The 20981-nt window shown below is 68.5% G+C and carries 18 protein-coding genes; 6 read left to right on the forward strand and 12 right to left on the reverse strand.

Going from position 1 to position 20981, the window contains the following annotated elements; genetic code table 11:
• Positions 1 to 137 precede the first annotated feature (137 nt).
• Together ligA and BLW38_RS03700 are read left to right on the forward strand one after the other, a co-directional pair.
• Entirely contained in the window at positions 138 to 2021 is a 1884-nt protein-coding gene (gene ligA / locus BLW38_RS03695; protein WP_092814407.1) for an ATP-dependent DNA ligase LigA, read from the forward strand.
• A 103-nt stretch (positions 2022 to 2124) separates the two neighbouring features.
• Positions 2125 to 2838 (forward strand): MBL fold metallo-hydrolase, encoded by a 714-nt coding sequence (locus tag BLW38_RS03700; RefSeq protein ID WP_092814410.1) that lies wholly within the window; start codon positions 2125 to 2127, stop codon positions 2836 to 2838.
• A gap of 39 nt (positions 2839 to 2877) precedes the next feature.
• Here BLW38_RS03700 and msrB read toward each other — a convergent pair whose 3' ends face one another.
• Both msrB and aroA read right to left on the reverse strand, forming a co-directional pair.
• A complete protein-coding gene (gene msrB / locus BLW38_RS03705) occupies positions 2878 to 3336 on the reverse strand; it encodes a peptide-methionine (R)-S-oxide reductase MsrB (RefSeq protein WP_092814413.1) in 459 nt (152 codons plus the stop codon).
• A gap of 89 nt (positions 3337 to 3425) precedes the next feature.
• Positions 3426 to 4769 (reverse strand): 3-phosphoshikimate 1-carboxyvinyltransferase, encoded by a 1344-nt coding sequence (gene aroA, locus BLW38_RS03710; protein ID WP_092814415.1) that lies wholly within the window; start codon positions 4767 to 4769, stop codon positions 3426 to 3428.
• A gap of 85 nt (positions 4770 to 4854) precedes the next feature.
• Between aroA and BLW38_RS03715 the strand changes: the two genes are divergently transcribed.
• On the forward strand, positions 4855 to 5397 hold the full coding sequence (locus BLW38_RS03715; protein ID WP_092814417.1) for a multiprotein bridging factor aMBF1: 543 nt from the start codon (positions 4855 to 4857) through the stop codon (positions 5395 to 5397).
• Positions 5398 to 5414: 17 nt separating this feature from the next.
• Here BLW38_RS03715 and BLW38_RS03720 read toward each other — a convergent pair whose 3' ends face one another.
• Positions 5415 to 6209, reverse strand: coding sequence for a DICT sensory domain-containing protein (locus tag BLW38_RS03720; RefSeq protein WP_092814420.1), 795 nt, complete (start codon positions 6207 to 6209; stop codon positions 5415 to 5417).
• 119 nt (positions 6210 to 6328) lie between these two features.
• Here BLW38_RS03720 and tpiA point away from each other — a divergent pair, with 119 nt between their 5' ends.
• Positions 6329 to 6973: a triose-phosphate isomerase gene (gene tpiA, locus BLW38_RS03725; RefSeq protein ID WP_092815624.1), complete on the forward strand. Its 645-nt coding sequence runs from the start codon at positions 6329 to 6331 to the stop codon at positions 6971 to 6973.
• A 31-nt stretch (positions 6974 to 7004) separates the two neighbouring features.
• On the opposite strand, the gene BLW38_RS03730 is transcribed toward tpiA, so the two are convergent.
• The 6 genes from BLW38_RS03730 to BLW38_RS03760 form a co-directional block, all read right to left on the reverse strand.
• On the reverse strand, positions 7005 to 7895 hold the full coding sequence (locus BLW38_RS03730; protein WP_177167410.1) for a rhomboid family intramembrane serine protease: 891 nt from the start codon (positions 7893 to 7895) through the stop codon (positions 7005 to 7007).
• Between the two features lie 109 nt (positions 7896 to 8004).
• Positions 8005 to 10326, reverse strand: a complete 2322-nt coding sequence (locus tag BLW38_RS03735; RefSeq protein WP_092814427.1) for an AAA family ATPase — start codon at positions 10324 to 10326, stop codon at positions 8005 to 8007.
• 145 nt (positions 10327 to 10471) lie between these two features.
• On the reverse strand, positions 10472 to 10750 hold the full coding sequence (locus BLW38_RS03740) for a UPF0058 family protein (RefSeq protein ID WP_092814430.1): 279 nt from the start codon (positions 10748 to 10750) through the stop codon (positions 10472 to 10474).
• A 604-nt stretch (positions 10751 to 11354) separates the two neighbouring features.
• A complete protein-coding gene (locus BLW38_RS03750; RefSeq protein WP_092814436.1) occupies positions 11355 to 12638 on the reverse strand; it encodes an amidohydrolase in 1284 nt (427 codons plus the stop codon).
• A gap of 54 nt (positions 12639 to 12692) precedes the next feature.
• Complete coding sequence (locus BLW38_RS03755) at positions 12693 to 13436, reverse strand: hypothetical protein (RefSeq protein ID WP_092814439.1); 744 nt, start codon at positions 13434 to 13436, stop codon at positions 12693 to 12695.
• Position 13437: 1 nt separating this feature from the next.
• A complete protein-coding gene (locus tag BLW38_RS03760) occupies positions 13438 to 14148 on the reverse strand; it encodes a DUF5058 family protein (protein ID WP_092814442.1) in 711 nt (236 codons plus the stop codon).
• Positions 14149 to 14480: 332 nt separating this feature from the next.
• On the opposite strand from BLW38_RS03760, the gene BLW38_RS03765 reads away from it, so the two are divergent.
• On the forward strand, positions 14481 to 15113 hold the full coding sequence (locus BLW38_RS03765; protein ID WP_092815627.1) for a trimeric intracellular cation channel family protein: 633 nt from the start codon (positions 14481 to 14483) through the stop codon (positions 15111 to 15113).
• A 184-nt stretch (positions 15114 to 15297) separates the two neighbouring features.
• On the forward strand, positions 15298 to 16743 hold the full coding sequence (lpdA, locus tag BLW38_RS03770; RefSeq protein ID WP_092814445.1) for a dihydrolipoyl dehydrogenase: 1446 nt from the start codon (positions 15298 to 15300) through the stop codon (positions 16741 to 16743).
• A gap of 9 nt (positions 16744 to 16752) precedes the next feature.
• Here lpdA and ilvA read toward each other — a convergent pair whose 3' ends face one another.
• The 3 genes from ilvA to gcvPA form a co-directional block, all read right to left on the reverse strand.
• Positions 16753 to 17988: a threonine ammonia-lyase gene (gene ilvA, locus BLW38_RS03775; RefSeq protein WP_092814448.1), complete on the reverse strand. Its 1236-nt coding sequence runs from the start codon at positions 17986 to 17988 to the stop codon at positions 16753 to 16755.
• 182 nt (positions 17989 to 18170) lie between these two features.
• A complete protein-coding gene (gene gcvPB, locus BLW38_RS03780; RefSeq protein ID WP_092814451.1) occupies positions 18171 to 19598 on the reverse strand; it encodes an aminomethyl-transferring glycine dehydrogenase subunit GcvPB in 1428 nt (475 codons plus the stop codon).
• Positions 19598 to 20980 carry an aminomethyl-transferring glycine dehydrogenase subunit GcvPA gene (gene gcvPA / locus BLW38_RS03785; protein WP_092815630.1) on the reverse strand — a complete coding sequence of 461 codons (1383 nt, stop codon included), beginning with the start codon at positions 20978 to 20980 and terminating at the stop codon, positions 19598 to 19600. Before gcvPA ends, gcvPB begins: the two co-directional genes overlap by 1 nt.
• Position 20981: the final 1 nt, after the last annotated feature.

Genomic DNA, 20981 nt, shown 5'->3' on the forward strand with positions numbered 1-20981 from the left:
CTGCGGCGCTCATCCCGGTCGACGCTCGAGTCGATCCACTACCGACCCGCCACCGACCCGTCACCGACCCGCCACCGACCCGTCACCGACCCGCCGCCCATCGGCGCGTTTTTCACCGGGACCGGCGGATCCGGCGTATGGAGTTCGCCACGTTCGCCACCCGTGCCGAGGCGATCGAGAGGACCGAGGCCGACCACGCGACGACCTGGATCGTGGCGGATCTGCTCGCGGACGCCGACGAGGACCTCGAGACCGTCGTCCGGTTTCTGCTCGGTCGTGTCTTCCCGGCTCACGAAACCTGCACGATCGACGTCGGTCCGGCTCTCTGTCGGGAGGCGATCGCCAAGGCGGCCGGCCCGAACGTGGACACGGCAGACGTCGAGGATCGGCTCGCCGACCGCGGCGAGATCGGTGCGGTCGCTGCCTCCTACGACTTGGGCGGCCAGCGTGGGCTCGCGGCGTTCTCGACGGATGGGGCCGACGCGACCGTGGCCGTTGCCGACGTCGACGACACGCTTCGGGAGATCGCTGCCGTCGAGGGTGACGGCAGCGAGGGAACGAAACTCGACACGCTGTTCGGCTTGTTCAACCGACTCGACCCGCCGGAGGCCACGATCCTCGCCCGACTCGTGCTTGGCGAAATGCGGCTCGGCGTCGGCGAGGGGACGATTCGGGATGCGATCGCGGAGGCGTTCCTGGCGACGGAGTCGGAATCGGGATCGGCTGGTGAGGCGCCCGACGATGTCGACGGAGCAGCGTCCGGTGATGGCGAGGCGGAGGCGACGGAGGACGGCAAGGTTGTAGTACGCGAGTCGGACGACGTGCTCGCCGCGACCGATGCGGACGTCGCGGCGGTCGAACGTGCCCTTCAGGTCACCAACGACTACGGACGCGTCGCGACGATCGCTCGCGATCGCGGCCGGTCCGGACTCGCGGAGCAACGATTGGTCGTGGGTCGGCCGGTGCAGGCGATGCTCGCGCAGGCTGGGACGGCCGCTGACGCGCTCGAGGAGTGGGACCGGGCGGCGGTGGAGACCAAGTTCGACGGTGCGCGCGTGCAGGTCCACTATGCGCCGCCGGCGAACGGCGATCCGCCGACGGACGAGAACACGCCGTCAAACGGCGACGTCGGCCCGAAACTCTACTCGCGGAATATGGACGACGTCACCGAACCGCTGCCCGAGGTCGTCGAGCTGATCGAGGACCGCGTCGACGTCCCGGTCATCCTCGACGGCGAGGTCGTCGCGGTCGACGCGGACGGCGATCCGCTCCCGTTTCAGGAGGTGCTCCGGCGGTTTCGCCGGAAGCACGACGTCGACCGGATGCGCGAGGAGGTCGACCTCCGGTTTCACGCCTTCGACTGCCTCCACCACGACGGCACGGACCTCCTCGACACGTCGCTTGCGACGCGTCACGACCGGCTTCGCGAGGCGGTTCCGGACCTCGCGGCAACGCTTACCCTCGCCGACGACGTGGAGACGATCGAGGCGATCGAACGCCGGGCGTTGGAGGCGGGCCACGAGGGAATCATGCTCAAAGACCCCGAATCGCCGTACACGCCGGGGGATCGGGGACGAAACTGGCTCAAGCGGAAGCCGGACGTGGAGACGCTCGATCTCGTCGTGACCGGCGGCGAGTGGGGTGAGGGGCGGCGGGCATCGCTGTTCGGCACGTTTGAGGTCTCGGTCCGCGTCGACCGTGACGACGACGACGGGAACGGAACCACACACACGGACCCGCGGCTCGAGCCGGTCGGCAAGGTCGCCACGGGGATCACCGACGAGCGGCTCGCGTCGCTCACGGACCGGTTCGATCCGCTCGTCCGGTCCGAGGAGGGGACGACGGTGGCGTTCGATCCACAGGTCGTCTTCGAGGTGGGCTACGAGGAGATCCAGCGGTCGCCCACCTACGGATCCGGCTACGCGCTCCGGTTCCCACGATTCGTCGGCGTCCGCGAGGACAAGGACGTCGGGGATGCGGATACGCTTGCGCGCCTCGAGCGGTTCGCCGACGCGCAGTGATCCGCGATCGATGTCGAGTGCGTCGGTCGACGGCGATCCGTCCTGCCGCTCCGTGCAGCCCGTGACGGTAGCCTCAAGGCTGCGGCCTCCCGATCGCGATCCAATGACGGTTCGGTACGGCGACCTGACGGTGGAGTGGCTCGGCTACGCGACCGCGCGGCTGGAGACGGCCGACGGGCTCGTGGCCTACACCGACCCCGGCCGGTACGGGGTGCTCGACGACTACTGGGCGCGGGACGGTGACCTCGTCGTGGTCACCCACGACCACCACTACGACCCGGACGGGATCCGGTCGGTCGCGGCCGCGGACGCGACGATCGTGGTCTACGACGGCGTCGACGCGGACCGGATCGACCGCAACGTCGAGTCGGTGGCCGATCTCGCGGCCGACTACGAGGTCGTCCGCGTCGACGAGACCGACCGGGTGACCGCCGGGGACGCGACGGTCTGGTCGGTGCCCGCCTACAACGAACCGGACGGTCCCCGTGCCCGGTCGGACGGGACGCACCCGGAGGGGTTCGGCTGCGGCTACCTGCTGTCGCTTGCGGGGACGACCGTCTTCTGGCCGGGTGATTCCGACGCACTCGATGGATTCGCCGAGCTCGATGTCACGGTATTCCTCGCGAACATCGGCGGCGGGGTGGTCGCGGACCGCCACGAGGCGGCCGACCTCGCGGAGCGACTCGATCCCGAACTGGTCGTGCCGATCCATTACGACACGATCGAGACGCTCGCTGCGGACGGCGGCGCCTTCGCCGCCGACGTCGCCTCGCGGTCGATCCCCGTGGCGCTCGACGAGCGCTCGGCGACCCAGTAGCGGGCGGATTCGCCGCCGGTCCTGTGAGACCTCGTCCACTCACTCGTCGTCGAACGCCATCGCGACCGAGTTGATACAGAACCGCTTCCCGGTCGGCTTCGGCCCGTCCTCGAAGACGTGGCCGAGATGGGAGTCGCAGTTCGCACACCGGACCTCGGTGCGGCGCATCCCGTGGCTCGTGTCGCGGTGGGTCGTGACCGCGTCGTCCTCGGCGGCGTAGAAGGCCGGCCAGCCGCAGCCGGAGTCGTATTTCGTGTCGGCATCGAACAGGACCGTCCCGCAGGCGCCACACCGGTAAACGCCGTCGGCGTCGTGGTCGACGTACTCGCCGGAAAAGCGCGCCTCGGTGCCGGCTTCCCGGAGGATCCGGTACTCCTCCTCGGAGAGCCGGTCGCGCCACTCCTCGTCGGTCAGTTCGCTCGGGTCAACGGTCTCCGTCGGATCGGACTCGGTCGGCTCGGGATCGGTCCGATCGGGGTCGGCAGCGGAATCGCTCATACCCATCGTACTCGTCGGACGCCGAAGGGCGTTTCGGCGGCGTCCGGACCGACGACGACCCCGGATCGACGATGACCTCGGATCGGCGGCTATCCCAGATCGACGTCGACGCCCAGATCCGCGAGCGTCCGGAAGAAGTCCGGGAACGAGACGTCGACGTGTTCGGCGCCCTGAACGGTCGTCTCCCCGTCCGCGACCAGCGCCGCGACCGAGAGGGCCATCACCAGCCGGTGGTCCCCGCGGCCGTCCACGGTCGCGCCGTGGAGGTCGCTCTCGCCGCCGTGGATCGTCAGCGTGTCCGGGTCCTCGGTGACGCTTGCACCCATCGCCGAGAGCTCCTCGACCATCGCCGACACGCGGTCGGTCTCCTTGTACCGGACGTGTTCGCAGTTCACGATCCGGGTCTCGCCGTCGGCGACCGCGCCGAGCGCCGCGATCGTGGGGAGCAGATCGGGCGTGTCGCCGACGTCGACCTCGACCCCGGAGAGGTCGCTGCGGCGAGCGTGGATGGTCGCGTCCGCGCGATCCCACTCGACGTCGGCGCCCATTCGCTCGAGGACGTCGACGATCGCCGTGTCGCCCTGCGCGCTCTCGACCGCGCCCCGGACCGTGACGGCGTCGTCGGGGGCTGCCGCGACGGCGCCTGCCGCGGCGAGGTAGGAGATCGACGAGAAGTCCCCCGGAACCGTATACGTCCCGTCGTCCGGGGCGTATCGCTGGCCGCCGGCGACCCGGAACCCGTCAGCGCCCGCGGCCGTGTCGCTGCCGATCGGCCCGGCGTCGACGCCGAAGTCCGCGAGCACCTCCAGGGTGATGTCGACGTAGGGTGCCGACTTGAGGTCGGTCGTGAGGTCGATCGTGATCCCCTCGTCGCTTGCCGCCCCGGCAAGCAGCAGCGCGGTGATGTACTGCGAGGAGACGTCTCCCGGGATGGCGACGTCCCCGCCCGATATGGGGCCGAACACCACGAGTGGCGCCTGCCCGTTCCCGCGGGTCGAGTCTGCTCGCGCACCGAGCTGCTCGAGCGCGTCGAGGAGCGGTCCCTGCGGGCGCGACCGGAGCGACGCGTCGCCGGTGAGGACGGTCCCACCGTTTGCGAGCCCCGCGGCGCCGGCGACGAGTCGCGTCGTCGTTCCGGAGTTGGCACAGTCGATGACGTCGGCGGGGACGGCCGGGTCGCCGGCGAACCCGTCGATGGCGAACGCCACCTCGTCGGTCCCACCGGATGCCTCGGCGTCCGGGTCGCGATCGACCGTGCCGCCGAACGCCTCGACCGCGCGGGCGGTCGCACGCGTGTCGGCGCTGTCGAGTGGCGACCGAACGACCGCACCGTCGCTGTAGCCCGCCGCGAGGATCGCCCGGTGGGTGTAGCTCTTCGAGGGGGGTGCCCGGACGGTCCCGCCGACGTCGCCGGGCGTGATGTGTGCGTCCATATCCGTCCGTTCGCCCCCGGCCGTATCAGCGTACGGTTTCGATCGCAGCGTACGGTTTATAACACCGGACGCGTTAGCCGGAGGTATGCCACAGTGTGAGATGTGCGGCGCCGAGCAGGCCTCGCTGACGACGACGAAGGTCGAAGGCGCCGAACTGGAGCTCTGTGACTCCTGTACGGACTTCGGGACGGAGGTTCGCCAGGAGCCCGACTCCACGACCACGAGCAAGTATTCGACGTCCTCCAGCTCGGGCAAGTCGTCCGGATCCTCCGGATCCAGCTCCGGCTCCGGTTCGGGATCCGGCTCCGCCGGCTCCTCTGGCGGCGGCCGCCGTCGGGACATGTTCGACGAGATGGACGAGGTCGCGGCCGATTACGACGATCGGATCCGGAAGGCTCGGGAGGAACGCGGACTCAGCCAGGAGGAGCTCGCCGACCAGCTCAACGAGAAGGCGAGCCTCATCCGCAAGCTCGAGCGCGGCGACATCCTTCCGCCGGACGACGTCCAGCGGAAGCTCGAACGGACGCTCGAGATCTCGCTCGTCGAGGGGACCGATGTCGACGAGGAATGGGACTCCGGGGACTCCTCGTCGATGACGCTCGGCGACGTCGTCAAGCGGAAGGATTGATCGAGGACGGGACCGGGTCACTCGTCGGCGCCGCCGGGTGCGGTGACGCCGTACGTTTCTGAGACGTGCGCGATCGCCCCGTCGACGGTTTCGTGGTCGTAGGTCCAGAACCCGAAGAATCGGTTCGGTTCACGCTCCTCGGCAAGCAGTAGACACGCGTTCTCCTCGAGACCGCCGCCGTCGTAGGCCACGAACCACGCCTCCCGAATCTCGGGTGCGCGTTCGACGTGGACCTCGAAGTCGGCATCCGGAACCGGCCCCTCCGGCGCGGCGTAGGCGTGGACGGCCAGCCCCTCGCGCTCCGCCAGTCGGTTGTACGTCTCGACGGCCCCCCCGAGCGTCGCAAGCGTTTGAAAGCCCGCGTGAAGCTCCCCGGAGCCGACCCGCCACGCGCGGTCCTCGATCTCCCGGGAGGCCGCCACCATCTTCCGCTTCGAGTAGGAGGTGAACGTCGTCTCATCGAGCGCGTCGAGGACCGAGGCGTACGATCGCCGATCGAACTCCGGGGCCGTTTCGTCCGATGACGGGCCGCCCGATGACGAGTCGTTCTGCGAGGTCCCGGGTGACGAGTCGTTCTGCGAGGTCCGGGATGGGGACAGGAGGTCGTCGATCGCCACAGCGGTGACGAACTCCCCGTCACGAGCGAGCACGGCGAACCGGTCGGGTGCTCCGGGGAGCGTGGCCTCGGTCACCACGAGGTTGCGGTCGGCGAACGTCTCCGCCAGCTCCTCGCGTGCCGTGGCGTTCGCATTGACGACCAGCAGGGTTGCTGCGGTCGCCTCCACCCGGGCAATGAGTTCGATGAGTGACATACGGACGGTACGTATACGCCGACAGGGCGGTCGAACGCTTGTAGTTTTCGGCGATGCGGTTTCGGCGACCGTCGATGCCGAGTATCAAACTATTTGCGCGGGCACCGTCGACTGCGGGTATGTTCGTTCTCGTCAACCTGAAGGCGTATCCCTGTGACTCGATCGCGGTCGCGACGGCCGCACGAGACGTCGCCGACGACGCCGGTGTCCGGATCGCCGTCGCCCCGCAGGCGGCCGACCTCGCGCGCGTCGCCGACACCGGCGTCGAGACGTGGGCCCAACACGTCTCGCCGATCGACCACGGGTCCCACACCGGATCGACACGCCCGGCGACGGTCGCCGACGCCGGCGCGGTCGGCACCCTGATCAACCACTCCGAGCGCCGGCTCACGCTCGCGGACATCGACCGCGCTCGCGAGGTGGCCGCCGACAACGGTCTCGAGACGATCGTCTGTGCCAACAACCCCGCCCAGGCCGGCGCCGCGGCGGCGCTCGGACCGGACGCGGTCGCGGTCGAGCCGCCGACACTCATCGGCGGCGACGTCTCGGTCGCGAGCGCCGACCCGGACATCGTCACGGACGCCGTCACGGCGGTGACCCAGGTCGACGACTCCGTCGACGTGTTCTGTGGAGCCGGCGTCTCGACCGGGTCGGACGTCGCGGCGGCCGCCGACCTCGGCGCCTCGGGCGTCCTGCTCGCCTCCGGCGTCGCGAAGGCCGACGACCCGAGCGCGGCCCTCACGGACCTCGTTTCGAAGATCTGAGGCACGACCGCGGCGCACGGCGGGTGGCTGGCTACCGTTCGACACCGACGAGCGGGAGCGCCGCCGCCAGCCCGACGAGATAGCCGGCCAGGTGGGCCCAGACGTTCGATCCCGGCGGGACGAGGAGCATCGATCCGACGATCCCGGAGACGACGACGCTCGCGCCGAGGACGAGGAGGAACTCCCGAACCGGGTCGATCGGGGCGGAAGACGTCGGGGACGCGACCGAGTCCCGACGGCCGGATCCCGCCGGCCGTCGCAGCCGGATCCGGGCGAACGCGAGCGCGCTCACCCCGGCCGCGACCGCCGCCGCGGCCGGATATTGGGGGAAGTACCACACCGACGAGGGTGTCGCAAGGATGACGGCGACCGATGTCGGCGCCGCAACCGATACCCACTCCCGCGGGATCCGGCCGTGGGTCGACCGATCGGCGGCGACGAACCACACGACGAGGAGGTACCCCAGGAGGGCGGTATTGACGTCGGAAAACCCGATCGACGGCGCGTCAGTGATCGGGCCGAGTGCGGTCAGCGTCGCCCACGCCGAGACGACCGGAACCACGAGTAGGCACGCGATCGTGACGCCGACGAACCGGGATCGCCATCCCGCCACCGCCGACAACGGGTACGCCACGCCGACGATCATCCAGTAGACGGCCACGTTGTGAAGCAGGTGGTTCACGTCCGCGTGGACGTAACTCGAGGCGAACGCCGTCCAGAGCGTCCATCGGCTCGTGAGGACGCCGTCGTTCGCGAGCGAGAACGCCCACGCCTCGCTGCCGGGCAGGAGGTGTGCGACGACGAGCACGCTCGGGACGGCGAGAAAGACCGCGGCGAGTTCGACGCCGCCGACGGTGCGCGCGCCGTCCATCGCCGCGGCCCCGATCCGACGGGCGACCTCCCGGGCCCCGGGCCGATCCATACCGTCTACAGGCACGCGATCGACAAAAACGATCGTTCCCCGGAAGCGGAGTGCACGGGAGCATCTCGGGGGGAGCGGAGCAGGGGATCGGTTCCCGGGAGCGGACCGCTCAGGATCGGGAGTCGACGACCGACGCCACCGCCATCCGGTAGTGGTCGGCGGTGATCCGAACCGCATCGGAGTGGTCGACCGCGGACTCGCCGTAGGTTTCGGTCACGTCCTCGATCGCGGCGAGGGCGGCCTCCCGACAGATCGCGGCGAGTTCTGCGCCCGATAACCCCGCGGTCTCCGCGGCGATCGCGTCGAGGTCGACGTCCTCGGCGAGGGGCTGGTCGGTCGTGTGGACCTCCAGGATCGCGACGCGGGCCTCCCGATCCGGGTTCGGGACCTCGACGTGAGTCTCCAGCCGTCCCGGACGCAACAGGGCGGGGTCGAGGGCCTCCCGCCGGTTGGTGGCCGCGATCACCACGAGCGAGGGGTTCTCGGCGGCGCGGTCGAGTTCGGTGAGCAGCTGGGAGACGACACGCTCGCCGACCGCGGATCCGCCACCGGAGCCCCCGGCTGCGCCACCTCCGCTGCCACCTCCGCCGCCACCACGCGCCGTCGCGATCGCGTCGATCTCGTCGAAGAAGACGATCGTCGGGGCGGTCTGGCGGGCGCGCTCGAACACCTCGCGGACGGACTTCTCGGACTCGCCGACGTAGCGGTCGAGCAACTCGGGACCCGCGACCTGGATGAAGTTGACCCCGCTTTCGCCCGCGATCGCCCGCGCAAGCAGCGTCTTGCCGGTTCCTGGTGGCCCGTGCAGGAGGACCCCGGTCGGCGGATCGGCCGCTGCGGCCTCGAAGAGGGGCCCGTACGAGAGCGGCCAGGTGACGGCCTTTTCGAGGGCTCGTTTGGCCGGTTCGAGCCCGCCGACGTCCGCGAAGGTGGTTTCGGGCGTCTCCGCGACGTACTCGCGCATCGCGCTCGGCTCCACGGCGGTGAGGGCGTCCTCGAAGTCACCCCGCGTCACCGTTACCTCGGTGAGGTCCGCGCCAGCCTCCCGCGCGCGCCGCAGCGCCGTCATTGCCGCCTCCTGGGTGAGGCTCTCGAGGTCGGCGCCGACGAACCCGTGCGTGCGGGCGGCGATCGCGCCGAGGTCGACGTCCTCGGCGAGCGGGGTGCGTCGGGTGTGAACGTCGAGGATCTGTCGCCGACCGGCCTCCCCGGGGACGCCGATCTCGATCTCGCGATCGAACCGACCGCCCCGGCGAAGCGCCGGATCGAGCGCGTCGACGCGGTTCGTCGCGCCGATCACGATCACGTCCCCGCGGGCATCGAGCCCGTCCATCAGCGAGAGGAGTTGGCCGACGACCCGGTTCTCGAGGTCGCCGCCGTCGTCTCGCTCGCCGGCGATCGAGTCGATCTCGTCGAAGAAGACGATCGCCGGGGCGTCCTCCCGCGCACGCTCGAACACCTCGCGGAGCCGCTTTTCGCTTTCGCCCTTGTACTTCGAGGTGATCTCGGGGCCATCAACCGTGATGAAGGTAGCGTCGACCTCGTTGGCGACCGCGCGTGCGATGAGCGTCTTCCCGGTCCCCGGAGGGCCGTACAGCAGCACGCCCTTGGGCGGGTCGACGCCGAGCCGGGTGAAAAGCTCCGGCGAGGAGAGCGGCAACTCGACCAGCTCTCGAACCAGATCGAGTTCCTCGTCGAGGCCGCCGATGTCCTCGTAGGTTGCGCCGGCTCGAGGGGGCTCCTCGGTGCGGACGGGCTCGGGACCCGACGCTCCGGTGTCGGGTGCTCCGAGATCGGACGCTCCGGTGTCGAGTGTCCTGGGCTCCGACGTCCCGGAGCTGCCCTCCCCGGAATCGGGCGTGGTGTCGGCGTCCGTCTCGGCGGTCGATCCGCCCGATCCCTCGGTGGTCGATCCGCCCGATCCCTCGGCGGGGACGACCGAGACGTCGGTCCGATCGGTGAGGCGGATGGTTCCATCGGGATCGGTCGACGTGACGGTGAACCGGAGCCCGCCCAGGCGCTCGACGTGGACCGACTCCCCGGCGGTGAGCGGGCGGTCCCGGAGGTCGCGGGCGATCGACCGCTCGATCGTCTCACGGTCCACGTCGACGGTCTCCAGGCTCCCCGGGGCTTCGAAGGTCACGGCGGTGGCGTCCGCGACCGCGACCGGCGAGACGCGGACCGTTTCGCCCACCTTGACGCCGGCGTTGGCACGGGTGTCCGCATCGATCCGGACCGCGCCGTCGGGGACGTCGTGGCCGCCGGGCCACACCTTCGCGACCGTCGCTCGGTCACCCTCGATCCGAACGGTATCGCCGCTGAGGACGCCGAGGCGTGTACGAGTCGACTCCGAGAGACGTGCGATCCCGCGGCCGGCATCGCGCTTCTCGGCGGCGCGGACCGTCAGGTCGACGTCCGCGGTGTCGTTCATACCCCCCGTTTCGTCCGGGACGCCTTGAGGGTTGCTTGCGGGCCATCCTGCCGGAGGGCCGGATCGAACGGACGAACGGAGATGGCGGCGTTCCGGTGCTGCAGCTCACGCTCGTGGCGACCGGTGCACAGCAGAATCCTCGTCGTCAGATCTTGCTCTCGGCGTCGTCGGCGAGCTCCTCCATCCGCTTGCCGACGCGGCCCGCCGCCGAGAACTCGTCCTCGCTCATCGCCGTCGCCAGCGCGTTGCCGAGAACGAACACCGCATGTTTGTGTTCACTCTTCGACTTATGAACGTGGGACGGATCGATGTCGAGTTCCTCGTAGGGATCGAACAGCTCCGATCGGACGTCCTCGCGCTCGCGAAAGTGCTCCATGATCGTTACCATCTGTTCGTGGAGTTCGAGGAGTTCGTCTTTATGCATAGATATGGGTACGTTCGAGACGCTTTTAAGGGTTTTTGCGATCCGGTCTCCAACATATCCGGTCGCCGCAGTCGTGGGGTCGATCGACGCGATCTTCACTTGGTACGAGGCGTCCCCCACGTCGATCCGTCACCCCACGTGGTCTTCCGAAATCGTGTTTTAATACATTATATGATATGTAAATGTATATGACTATCCGTCTGGATTTGCATCCGGACGACCCGCAGATCTGGTCGATCATCGGACAGAGGTTCGTCGACGTCCGGCTCGGCATCGGGGACGGAATCGAGGGCGGAACCGGGACGGAATCGGGAACGGAATCGGGAACGGAATCGGGGACTGAGTGGCGGTGGGATGGCGAACGGAACGCGACTGGGTTTGCAACGAGCTATCGCCCTCTGGATCGGAACGACCGTGTGAACGTATCGAACGCAGATCCACGATCGGGAGTCAGCCGAGAGGTTCCTGGTGTGGTTATATAATTGATCCGAGAGAGGATCCGGATCGTGTCAAACATATTAGAACCCCATCCGATTCGGCTGCCGCGATCGAACCGGCCGCCAGCCGCGGCGCGCGGCGTCAGGCGACGGCCGTTCGATCGGCGCTAGGCGAGGAGCCTCAACGCGGAGTCGGATAGCACCGACACGCCGATCGAGAGACTCCGCTCGTCGATATCGAAGGCGGGGGTGTGGTGACCGCTCGGGTTGCTGGCACCGATGCCCAGATACGTCGCCGTGCCGCCGTTCTCCGAGACGGCCTGCATCAGGTACGTGGCGTCCTCGCTCGCCGCCAGCGCGTCGCGGCGGACCAGCGAGAGCGAGTCGGGGTGGTCGGTCACTATCCCGCTCACCAGCTCCACGAGCTCCTCGTCACTGTCCTGCCGGATCGACTCGCCGGTGAGCTCGACCGTGGCCTCACACTCGTGCATCTCCGCCGCGGTCTCGACGTACCGATCGACGGCATCGCGCATATACTCCATCAGCTCGGTGGATTCGCCGCGGACCTCGACCGACGCGGTGACGCGATCGGCGATGACGTTGGCGGCGTTGTCGGCGTGAATCCCGCCGACGTTCACGCGCGTGTTCCCCTCCCGATGGCGCGGGATCGCGTAGATGTTGTCCGCGGCGGCGATGAACGCCTGCACCGCGTTCCGGCCTTCGTTCGGCGCCAGCCCGGCGTGGGCGGACTCGCCCTCGAAGGTGACGTCCATCCGGGAGAGGGCCAGCGCCTCGTCGAGCCCGGCCACGACCGTTCCGACCGGCGTGTCCAGGCCGACGTGGGCGCCGAACAGGTGGTCGACGTCGTCGACGTGCGGACCGGCAGCCATCGCCTTGCCGCCGCCCAACAGCTCCTCGGAGGGCTGGAAGAAGACCTTGAACGTCCCCGAGAACTCGCTGTCAAGCACCGTTCGGAGGACCCCCAGCCCGAACGTGATGTGGGCGTCGTGGCCGCAGGCGTGCATATACCCCTCGTTCGCCGACCGGAAACCCTCCGCGACGGGTCGATGGTCGTCGTCGGTCGACTCGGTGATCGGCAGCGCGTCGATGTCCACACGCAGGCCGACGGTCGGGCCCTCGCCGTTCTCGACGACGGCGACCGCGCCGGTGTGACCGCCCTCGAGCCGTTCGAGAACGTCCGTCCGGTCGGTCTCTGCGGCCGCCTGCTCGAACCACTCCGCGAGGACGTCGTCGTCGGGCACGCCCAGCCGCTCCTCGGAATCGAGGGCGTCAGGGCCGACGTGGATCTCGTCGACGCCCATCCGTTCCAGTTCCTCGACGATCCGCACCGTCGTTCGGAACTCACACCACCCGGGTTCGGGGTGGCGGTGGAACTCGCGTCGCAATTCCGTCAACTCCGCGTCCGATGGGCTCGTCGTTTGTGTCGTCATGGGGTATCGGTCGTTGTCTATAGATTCGCTCGCAACCTCTTGATTCTTGCTGCTTCAGGAGTCGTCCGGGGCCTCGATCATCCCCTGTTCCCACATCCATCGGGCGATCAGGATCGTTCCGAAGACGGAAACGATGATCACCACGTACAGCGGGTAGCCCGGGAGGAAGTTGAGCAGGCCCTGCTCCAACAGCAGCGTCATCGCCAGCGCGAGCACGAACCCGACGGCGGCGACCTTCGGGTAATCGCGTCCGAACTGCGCGAAGATCGCCCCGAACACCGCGGGAACGAGGTAGGATTCGAGCGCGTTCTGCCACAGCTCGGGCATCGCCTGGAACGCCGACACGAGCGCGAAGGCGCCGACGCCAAGCAACGTCGTGTTCACGACGATCGACGCCCCGATCGCGATCGTGGAGATGATGCTCCCCTGCGGCGTGCCGGTTTGGACGTCGGCGCTCTCCTGGGCCGCGGCGGCACAGGGTAGCCGGAGGTTCGAGATGTTCCCGGAGAGGAACGCCATATAGGTGCCCGGGATCCCCAGCACGGGGTAATACGAGATCGGCTCGACCACCCAGAAGATGCCGAACGTCGCCGCCACCGAGACGAACGCGCCGATGACCGCCTGTGACGGCGGCACGATGTCGAAGACCGTAAGGAGGACGACTGCGGGCCCCAGCGACAGCAGCACTGCGAGGAGATTCGTCCGGCGCCCCCACGTGTTGATGTACGGAATGAAGCTGTCCTGGTAGACGTCCGAACCGGCGTCCGATCCGTCGGCTGCAGCTGATTGCTCGGACATCTTACCACCCTCCTCCCACGGTGACCTGCAGCGCGACGCCGACGAAGAGGCCGACGATCATCGCCACGCCGAGTGCCCACTCGCGTATCCACTGGAGGTCACGCTCGTCGGCGATCCGCAACAACACCAACATCACGAGCCCCCCCACGGCGACGGACCCGGCCTCCGGGGTGCCCGTCGTGACCTCGCCGGTCAGGAAGTAGGCGAAGGCCCCGAGCATCGCGGCGGAGCTGATGATCGGGATGAGCTTCTCCTTGCCGTTCCCCAACTTCTGTCGCGCCTTCTCCATATGCGGCGTTCCGAGCGCCGAAACGAGCAGCCAGCCGGTGCCGCCCAGCGTCATCGACCAGACCGCCGTGGCGTACGCGGTCTCGGTGATCCCCTCGTCACCCAGCCCGTAGCCGAACTGGCTGACGCCCAGCTCGGCCGCCGGAAGCTCGAACGCGACCGACCCGATGACCGACAGGCGCATCCAGGCGACGGGACCGCCGACGGTCGCGATCAGCGCCAACATCCCGACCAGGACGGCGACGGCGGGGCCGATCGCTGAGATGAATCCGGTCTTGAAGCCGGAACGAAGTTGGTCATCGGAGAGTCCCATCTCCTTCCCGTCGTTCCAGGCCCGCCGGAGGAAGATCGCCGCCTGCAGCAACACGACCGAAACGACGGGCAGCGTGGAGAGCCACAACCATCGACTGTTAGCGATATCCATATATGCTGGAACGACTGTTAAGATTTCATACCATACCATGGCTGGTACTGCCTCTCTCATTTCAATATATAAATCCATCGGTGGATGATTGAGACCCCATCGGTGGATGATCGAGGATCAATCGACGATCGTTCGAGACGTGACTCCACGCGAGGCCGTGGCGGGCGGCGTCGACTGGATGACCGGATCGCCGGAATGGCCGGATCGGCGCTCAGTCAACGTCCGATCCGCTCGAACCCCCGAAACCACAGCGTTCAAGGACGTTACCCGCCAAACCGTATTCACAGGTGTACGAGTCGCTTCGAGCCGTCCTGGGTGATCCGTTCGCGATCATGAACTCGATCGGCCTGATCGCGTTCGCCCTCGTCGGGGCCGCGAAGGCGATCCGCGAGGAGTTCGACCTGTTCGGGATCACCGTCGTCGGCCTCACCACGGCGTTCGTCGGCGGCGCGACAAGGGACGTGATCGTCGGCCGGATCCCGCTTGCGCTCAGTTCGATGGGTGAGATCTCGCTCGGGATGGTCGGGGTGAGCCTCGCGGTGGGGTTACACCTCGTGTTGGACTCCCCGGACGACCACCCGATCACCGTCGTCTCGGACGCGGTCGGGTTGGCGGCGTTCACGACCACCGGCGCCATCGTGGCGACCGAAACCGGAGTGTCGAGCTTCGGCGTCGTCGCCATCGCCACGATCAACGCGGTCGGCGGCGGCGCGTTCGCCGACATCCTGCTCGACCGATCGCCGTTCATCCTGGTGACCGACTTCTACGCCAGCTGTGCCGTCCTCGGTGGGACGACCTACTGGCTCCTCGCCGTCGCGCTCGGCGCCGGCAACGTCGCTGCCGCGCTGTGTGCAGTGGTCACCGTCGGAACCCGACTGTATGCCGTCCGGTTCGGGTGGCATCTCCCGACCGCTCAGTCGGTCAATACGGCGGTCGACGATCGGTTTCGCAAGGGCTCGGAGTGACCCACGCTGGCCCGATTGGGAACGTATAAACCACCTCGCGAACCATTGACGATCGGACGATACGGACGATGAGCGTGAGCCCCCACCGAACGGACGGGACTCGCGCGTTCACCTCACGTGGTCGCACCGTCCCTCCCGGAGACGGGTGGGTCGTCGCCGCGATGCCGCGTGATTCACCACCACAATGAGAACCACTGACGCACACATCGACACGGACGTAGCGGTCATCGGCGCCGGACCCGGCGGATACGTCGCCGCGATCCGCGCCGCACAGCACGGTCTCGACGTGACGCTGATCGAGAAGGACGCCTACGGCGGGGTGTGTCTCAACGCGGGCTGTATCCCCTCGAAGGCGTACATCCACGCGGCCAACCTCGCCCACGAGGCGACCCACGCGACCGATCTGGGTCTTCGGGGCGACGTCGAGGTCGATATGCCGACGCTGCAGGAGTGGACGGCCGGCGTCGTCTCCCGGATGAGCCGCTCCGTGGAGAAGCTCTGTAAGGCGAACGGCGTGACCCTCGTCGAGGGCACGGCGACGTTCGCCTCCGAATCCGAACTGGACGTCGACGGCGCGGACGCGGCGCCCGAGACGATCGCCTTCGAGCACGCGATCGTGGCGACGGGGAGCCGGCCGATCGAGGTTCCGAACTTCCCGTTCGCCGACGATGCGGTGTGGTCTTCACGCGACGCGCTGGGTGCGGAGACGGTTCCCGACCGACTCGTCGTCGTCGGCGCCGGCTACATCGGGATGGAGCTCTCGACGACCTTCGCCAAGCTCGGCGCCGACGTCACCGTGGTCGAGATGCTCGACGACATACTCCCGATCTACGACGACGACGTGAAACGCGTCGTCCGATCGCGGGCCGAGGAGCTGGGGATCGAGTTTTCGTTCGGCGAGGGCGCACGCGCTCTGCGCGAGACCGACGACGGGGACGGGGACGGAGACGGGGACGGGATCGAGATCGTCACCGAGACCGAGGACGGCGAGGAGTCGGTCTATGGGGCCGACCGCGTGCTGGTCGCGGTCGGTCGCGAGCCGGTCACGAACACGCTGGAGCTCGAGGCTATCGGCCTCGAGCCCGACGAGAACGGCGTCCTCGAGACGGACGCGGAGGGCCGGACCGACCTCGACCACGTCTTCGCGGTCGGCGATGTCGCCGGCGATCCGATGCTCGCCCACGCCGCCAGCCACGAGGGCATCGTCGCCGCCGAAACCATCGCCGGCGAACCCGCTGGCAACGCCGACGGGCAGGTCGTCCCGAACGCGGTGTTCACCGACCCCGAGATCGCCACGGTCGGACGCACGGAGGCCGAGGCCGCCGAGGAGGGATTCGACCCCGTCGTCGGCGAGATGCCGTTCCGGGCGTCCGGGCGCGCGATGACCGCCGACGCGACGGACGGCTTCGTCCGCATCGTCGCCGACGCCGACGGCCACGCCGTGCTCGGCGGACAGATCGTGGGGCCCGACGCCTCCGAACTGATCGCGGAGATCGGCCTCGCGGTCGAGACGGGTGCGACGCTCGAGGACGTCGCGACGACCGTTCACACCCACCCCACGCTGGCGGAGGCCGTGATGGAGGCCGCCGAGAACGCGATGGGGCAGGCGATTCACACGCTCAACCGGTAGGTCGGTTGGCTACTCGTCGGGTGCCCCGGTCGGAACGACGCGCTTGATCGTGTATCCCGCCGCCTCGATGTCCCCGATGATCCGGTCGATCGCCGCGGTGCCGGGCGTCGTCATCCTGATGACGAGGTCGGCCTTGCCGACGGGGAGCCCCTCCTCGGACCGGTCGTGGCGAACGCTTCGCACGTTGGTGTCGTGATCGCCGATGATCTCGGCAACCTCCCCGAGTACCCCCGGTCGGTCGTCGATCCTGACGGTGAGCGTGACGAACAGTCGTCGATCGACGAGCGCCCGCGTGAGGATGTCCTGGAGGGTCGCGACGTCGATGTTCCCGCCGCCCAACACGGGGACGACGGTCTCGCCGCGGCAGTCGATCGTCCCGCTGAGAAGCGGCGCCACGGCCGCCGCGGCGGCCCCCTCGACGAGCTGTTTCGTCCGCTCGAGCAGGAACAGCGTCGCCTGTGCGATCTCGGTGTCGGTGACCGTCACGACCTCGTCGACGCGCTCGGAGATGATGTCGAAGGTGAGATCCGAGACGCTCCCGGTCGCGATCCCGTCGGCGATCGTGTCTGGCGTCTCGTTCGCGACCGGATACCCCTTATCGAGGCTTTGAGGCACCGTCGCGGCCGACTCGGCCTGGACGCCGACGATCCGAACGGAGTCGTCGATGGCCGTCACCGCGGTCGCGATCCCGCCGATCAACCCCCCGCCGCCGATCGGGACGGTGAGGAGGCTCATCTCGGGCACCTGCTCGAGCAGCTCCAGGCCGATCGTTCCCTGCCCGGCGACGACGTCGGGATCGTCGTAGGCGTGCACGAACTCGGTGTCCGACTCCGTGGCCGCCGAGCGCGCCGCCGCCATCGCCTCGGCGAAGGTGTCGCCCTCGAGCCGGACCGTCGCGCCGTATCCCTCGGTCGCGTCGACTTTCGCCTGCGGTGCCGTCTCGGGCATCACGATGAGCGACTCGAGACCGAGCTCGGTCGCCGCGTACGCAACGCCTTGGGCGTGGTTGCCCGCGCTCGCCGCGACGACTCGATCGGCGTCGCCCCCGGCGATCCGGTGGATGGCGTTGAACGCGCCGCGTGGTTTGAACGATCCCGTCTTCTGGAGGTGCTCGGCCTTGAGCCGGACGTCCGCGCCGAGCCGGTCGCCGAGCGTCGTGCTCGTTTGCACCGGGGTCCGTCTGATGCCCGCTGCCTGGTCGATCCGCTCTTCGGCCGCCGTGATGTCCTCGATGGTGATGGTCATATGAATGGCTGTGTGACGTTGGGAGGTCCGTCGGTCGATGTGGTCGGTGTCCGTGATTTCGCGGATGCCGTCGGTGTGGCCGCTGTGACTGGTTGCCGATGTGACCGGTGTAGCCGATGCCGTCGTGACCGGTGTAGCCGATGCCGTCGTGACCGGTGTGGCCGATGGCGGGGGGACGTCGGTTACTCCGACAGCTGCTGCCAGCTCAGCGTCGGATCCCTCGCGGCCGTCGTCTGGTCGATCCGCTTTGCGGCCGTCGTTTGCGGGGCGTCCGCGATCGTGTCCGCGTCCTCGTCGCTGACCGCGTTGAACGCTGCAGCCAGCTGTTCCAGGGAGCGTTTGCTCTCGGCCTCGGTCGGCTCGGTCATCAGCGCCTCGTCGACGATCTCGGGCCACTTCGTCGTCGGGGGGTGGACCCCGTTGTCGAGCATCGCCTTGGCGAAGTCCGCGGCGTCCGTCTCGCCGGCGCTGGCCACGAACTCGTGGTGGAATGGCTCGAAGGGCACCTCCAGGTCGATCCGCTCGGCCAGGTAGTTCGCGTTCAACACCGCCTTCGCGCTGGTGTCGGTCAGGCCGTCGTCCCCGAGCCGGGAGATGTAGGCGTGCGCCTTGAGCAGGACGAGCCAGTTCCCCATCGACCCGTGCACCTTCCCGATCGATTCGTCGGGCTCGACGAGCGTGTACTCGTCGCCGTCCGTCCGAACCTGGGGTGTGGGCAGGAACTGCTCGAGCCCCTCCCGGACGCCGATCGGTCCGGCACCGGGACCCCCGCCGCCGTGGGGCGTCGCGAACGTCTTGTGGACGTTGAAGTGCATCACGTCGAAGCCCATGTCGCCGGGGCGGGCCCGTCCGAGGAGGGCGTTCAGGTTGGCGCCGTCGTAGTACAGCAGGCCGCCGGCGTCGTGAACGATGTCGGCGATCTCTTCGATGTCACGCTCGAACAGGCCGAGCGTGTTCGGGTTGGTCAACATCAACGCGGCGGTCGTCTCGCCGACCGCCTCCGTGAGGGCGTCGAGATCGACCCGACCGTCGTCGTCGGCCGGCAGCTCGACGATGTCGTAGCCCGCCATCGCGGCGCTGGCGAAGTTGGTTCCGTGGGCGCTTGCGGGCACGAGGATCTCCTCGCGCTCGTCGCCCTCGCCGTTGTGCTCGTGGTAGGCCTTCGCGATCAGGATCCCGGTCAGCTCGCCGGCCGCTCCCGCGGGCGGTTGCAGGGTGACGGCGTCCATCCCGCCGATCCGGGACAGGTAGTCCTGTAGCTCGTGGTAGACCTGCAGCGCACCCTGTGACAGCTCCGGGTCGCGATCGGGGTGGATCGCCGCCGCCGTCGATCCCGCGATGTCCTCGGTGAACTTCGGGTTGTACTTCATCGTACACGACCCGAGCGGATACGGTCCGTCGTCGATCCCGTAATTCATCTGCGAGAGCCGGGTGTAGTGACGCACCAGTTCCGGCTCCGACAGCGAGGGCAGTTCGATGCCGTCACGCGTCAGATCGTCCGGCAGATACGTGTCCTCCGGCTCGTGACGGGTGCTGTCCTTCTCGGACAGCAGCGGTTCGTGACCCTCGGAGGTCGTCTCGTCCCATTTCGTCTGTCGGTGTCGTTGCATCAGGCCATCACCTCCCGAACCTGCTCCAGGAAGTCGTCGACGTGCGCCTCGTTCGCCTCCGTGACACAGACCTGGATCGCGTCCTCGCCACGCTGATGGACCGCGAACCCTCGGTCGGCCAGCTCCGAGACGACTGCCTCGGCGTCGCCGTCGATCTCGGCGGTGAACTCCCGGAAGTGGTAGGCGTCGTTTGCCGGCGCCGACACACCCGGAACCTCGTCGAGTTCGGCGGCGAGCCGCGCGGGCAGGCGCGTACAGCGGTCCGCGAGGTCGGTGAGCCCCTCGGGACCGAGGTACGTCGCGTGGATCGCCGTCCGAAGCGCGACCCACGCCTGGTTGCTGCAGATGTTACTCGTCGCCCGTTCGCGGCGGATGTGCTGTTCGCGCGTCTGGAGCGTGAGCGTGTACGTCCGGTCTCCGTCGGCGTCCTCGCTTGCGCCCACGAGCCGCCCGGGCACCTGTCGGAGGAACTCCTCGCGGCAGGCGAACAGCCCGATGCCCATCCCGAAGGCGTTCGGCAGTCCCAGCACGCCGGCGTTTCCGACCACGACGTCGGCGCCGACCGTGGCCGGGTTTTCGAGCAGCGACAGCGCCAGGAGGTCCGAGCCGAGACAGAACAGCGTCTCCCGGTCCTCGAGGATCGACCCGACCGCCCCGAGGTGCTCCTCGATGACGCCGTCGGTGGTCGGGGTCTCGACGTACACCAGGAGGACGTCCTCGTCCAGAGCCGTCTCCAGCGCGTCGGGATCGACCATCCCGTTCTCGGTCGGGAACTCGCAGATCGACAGCCCGGCGCCGTCGGTGTAGTTCTCGAGGACCGCCCGTCGCTCCGCCCGCAGGTAGTCCGGCACGAGGATCGTCGATCCGTCCGCGGCTCGCACCCGGTCCGCCAGGGTGGCGGCCTCGCCGAGGGCGGTCGCGGCGTCGTACATCGAGCAGTTCGCGACGTCCATCCCCGTCAGCTCGGTCACGAGTGACTGGAACTCGAACAGCACCTGGAGGAATCCCTGTGAGATCTCCGGCTGATACTGCGTGTAGGACGTGATGAACTCCGAGCGCAGCGAGAGGGAGTCGACGACCGACGGCACGTAATGGGCGTAGTGGCCGCGACCGAGGAACTCGGTGACGTCGGCGTTCGCGTCCAACGTTCGTTCGAGGCGTCGTCGGACGCCCTGCTCGGACTCCCCCTCGATCCCGAATGACCCGTCGTAGCGGACTGGGTCCGGGATGTCGAACAGCTCCTCGACGTCGTCCACGTCGATGGCGGCCAGCATCTCCGCCACGTCGTCCGCGTCGTGCGGCGTGAACGGGCTCCCCGATTCGGCCTGCGCCAGGTCGTCTATCTGGGGAATCGGTTCACGCGTGGGGTGGGCTCGTTCCATC

The organism is Halopenitus malekzadehii, from assembly GCF_900108505.1.
GTDB classification, from domain to species: domain Archaea; phylum Halobacteriota; class Halobacteria; order Halobacteriales; family Haloferacaceae; genus Halopenitus; species Halopenitus malekzadehii.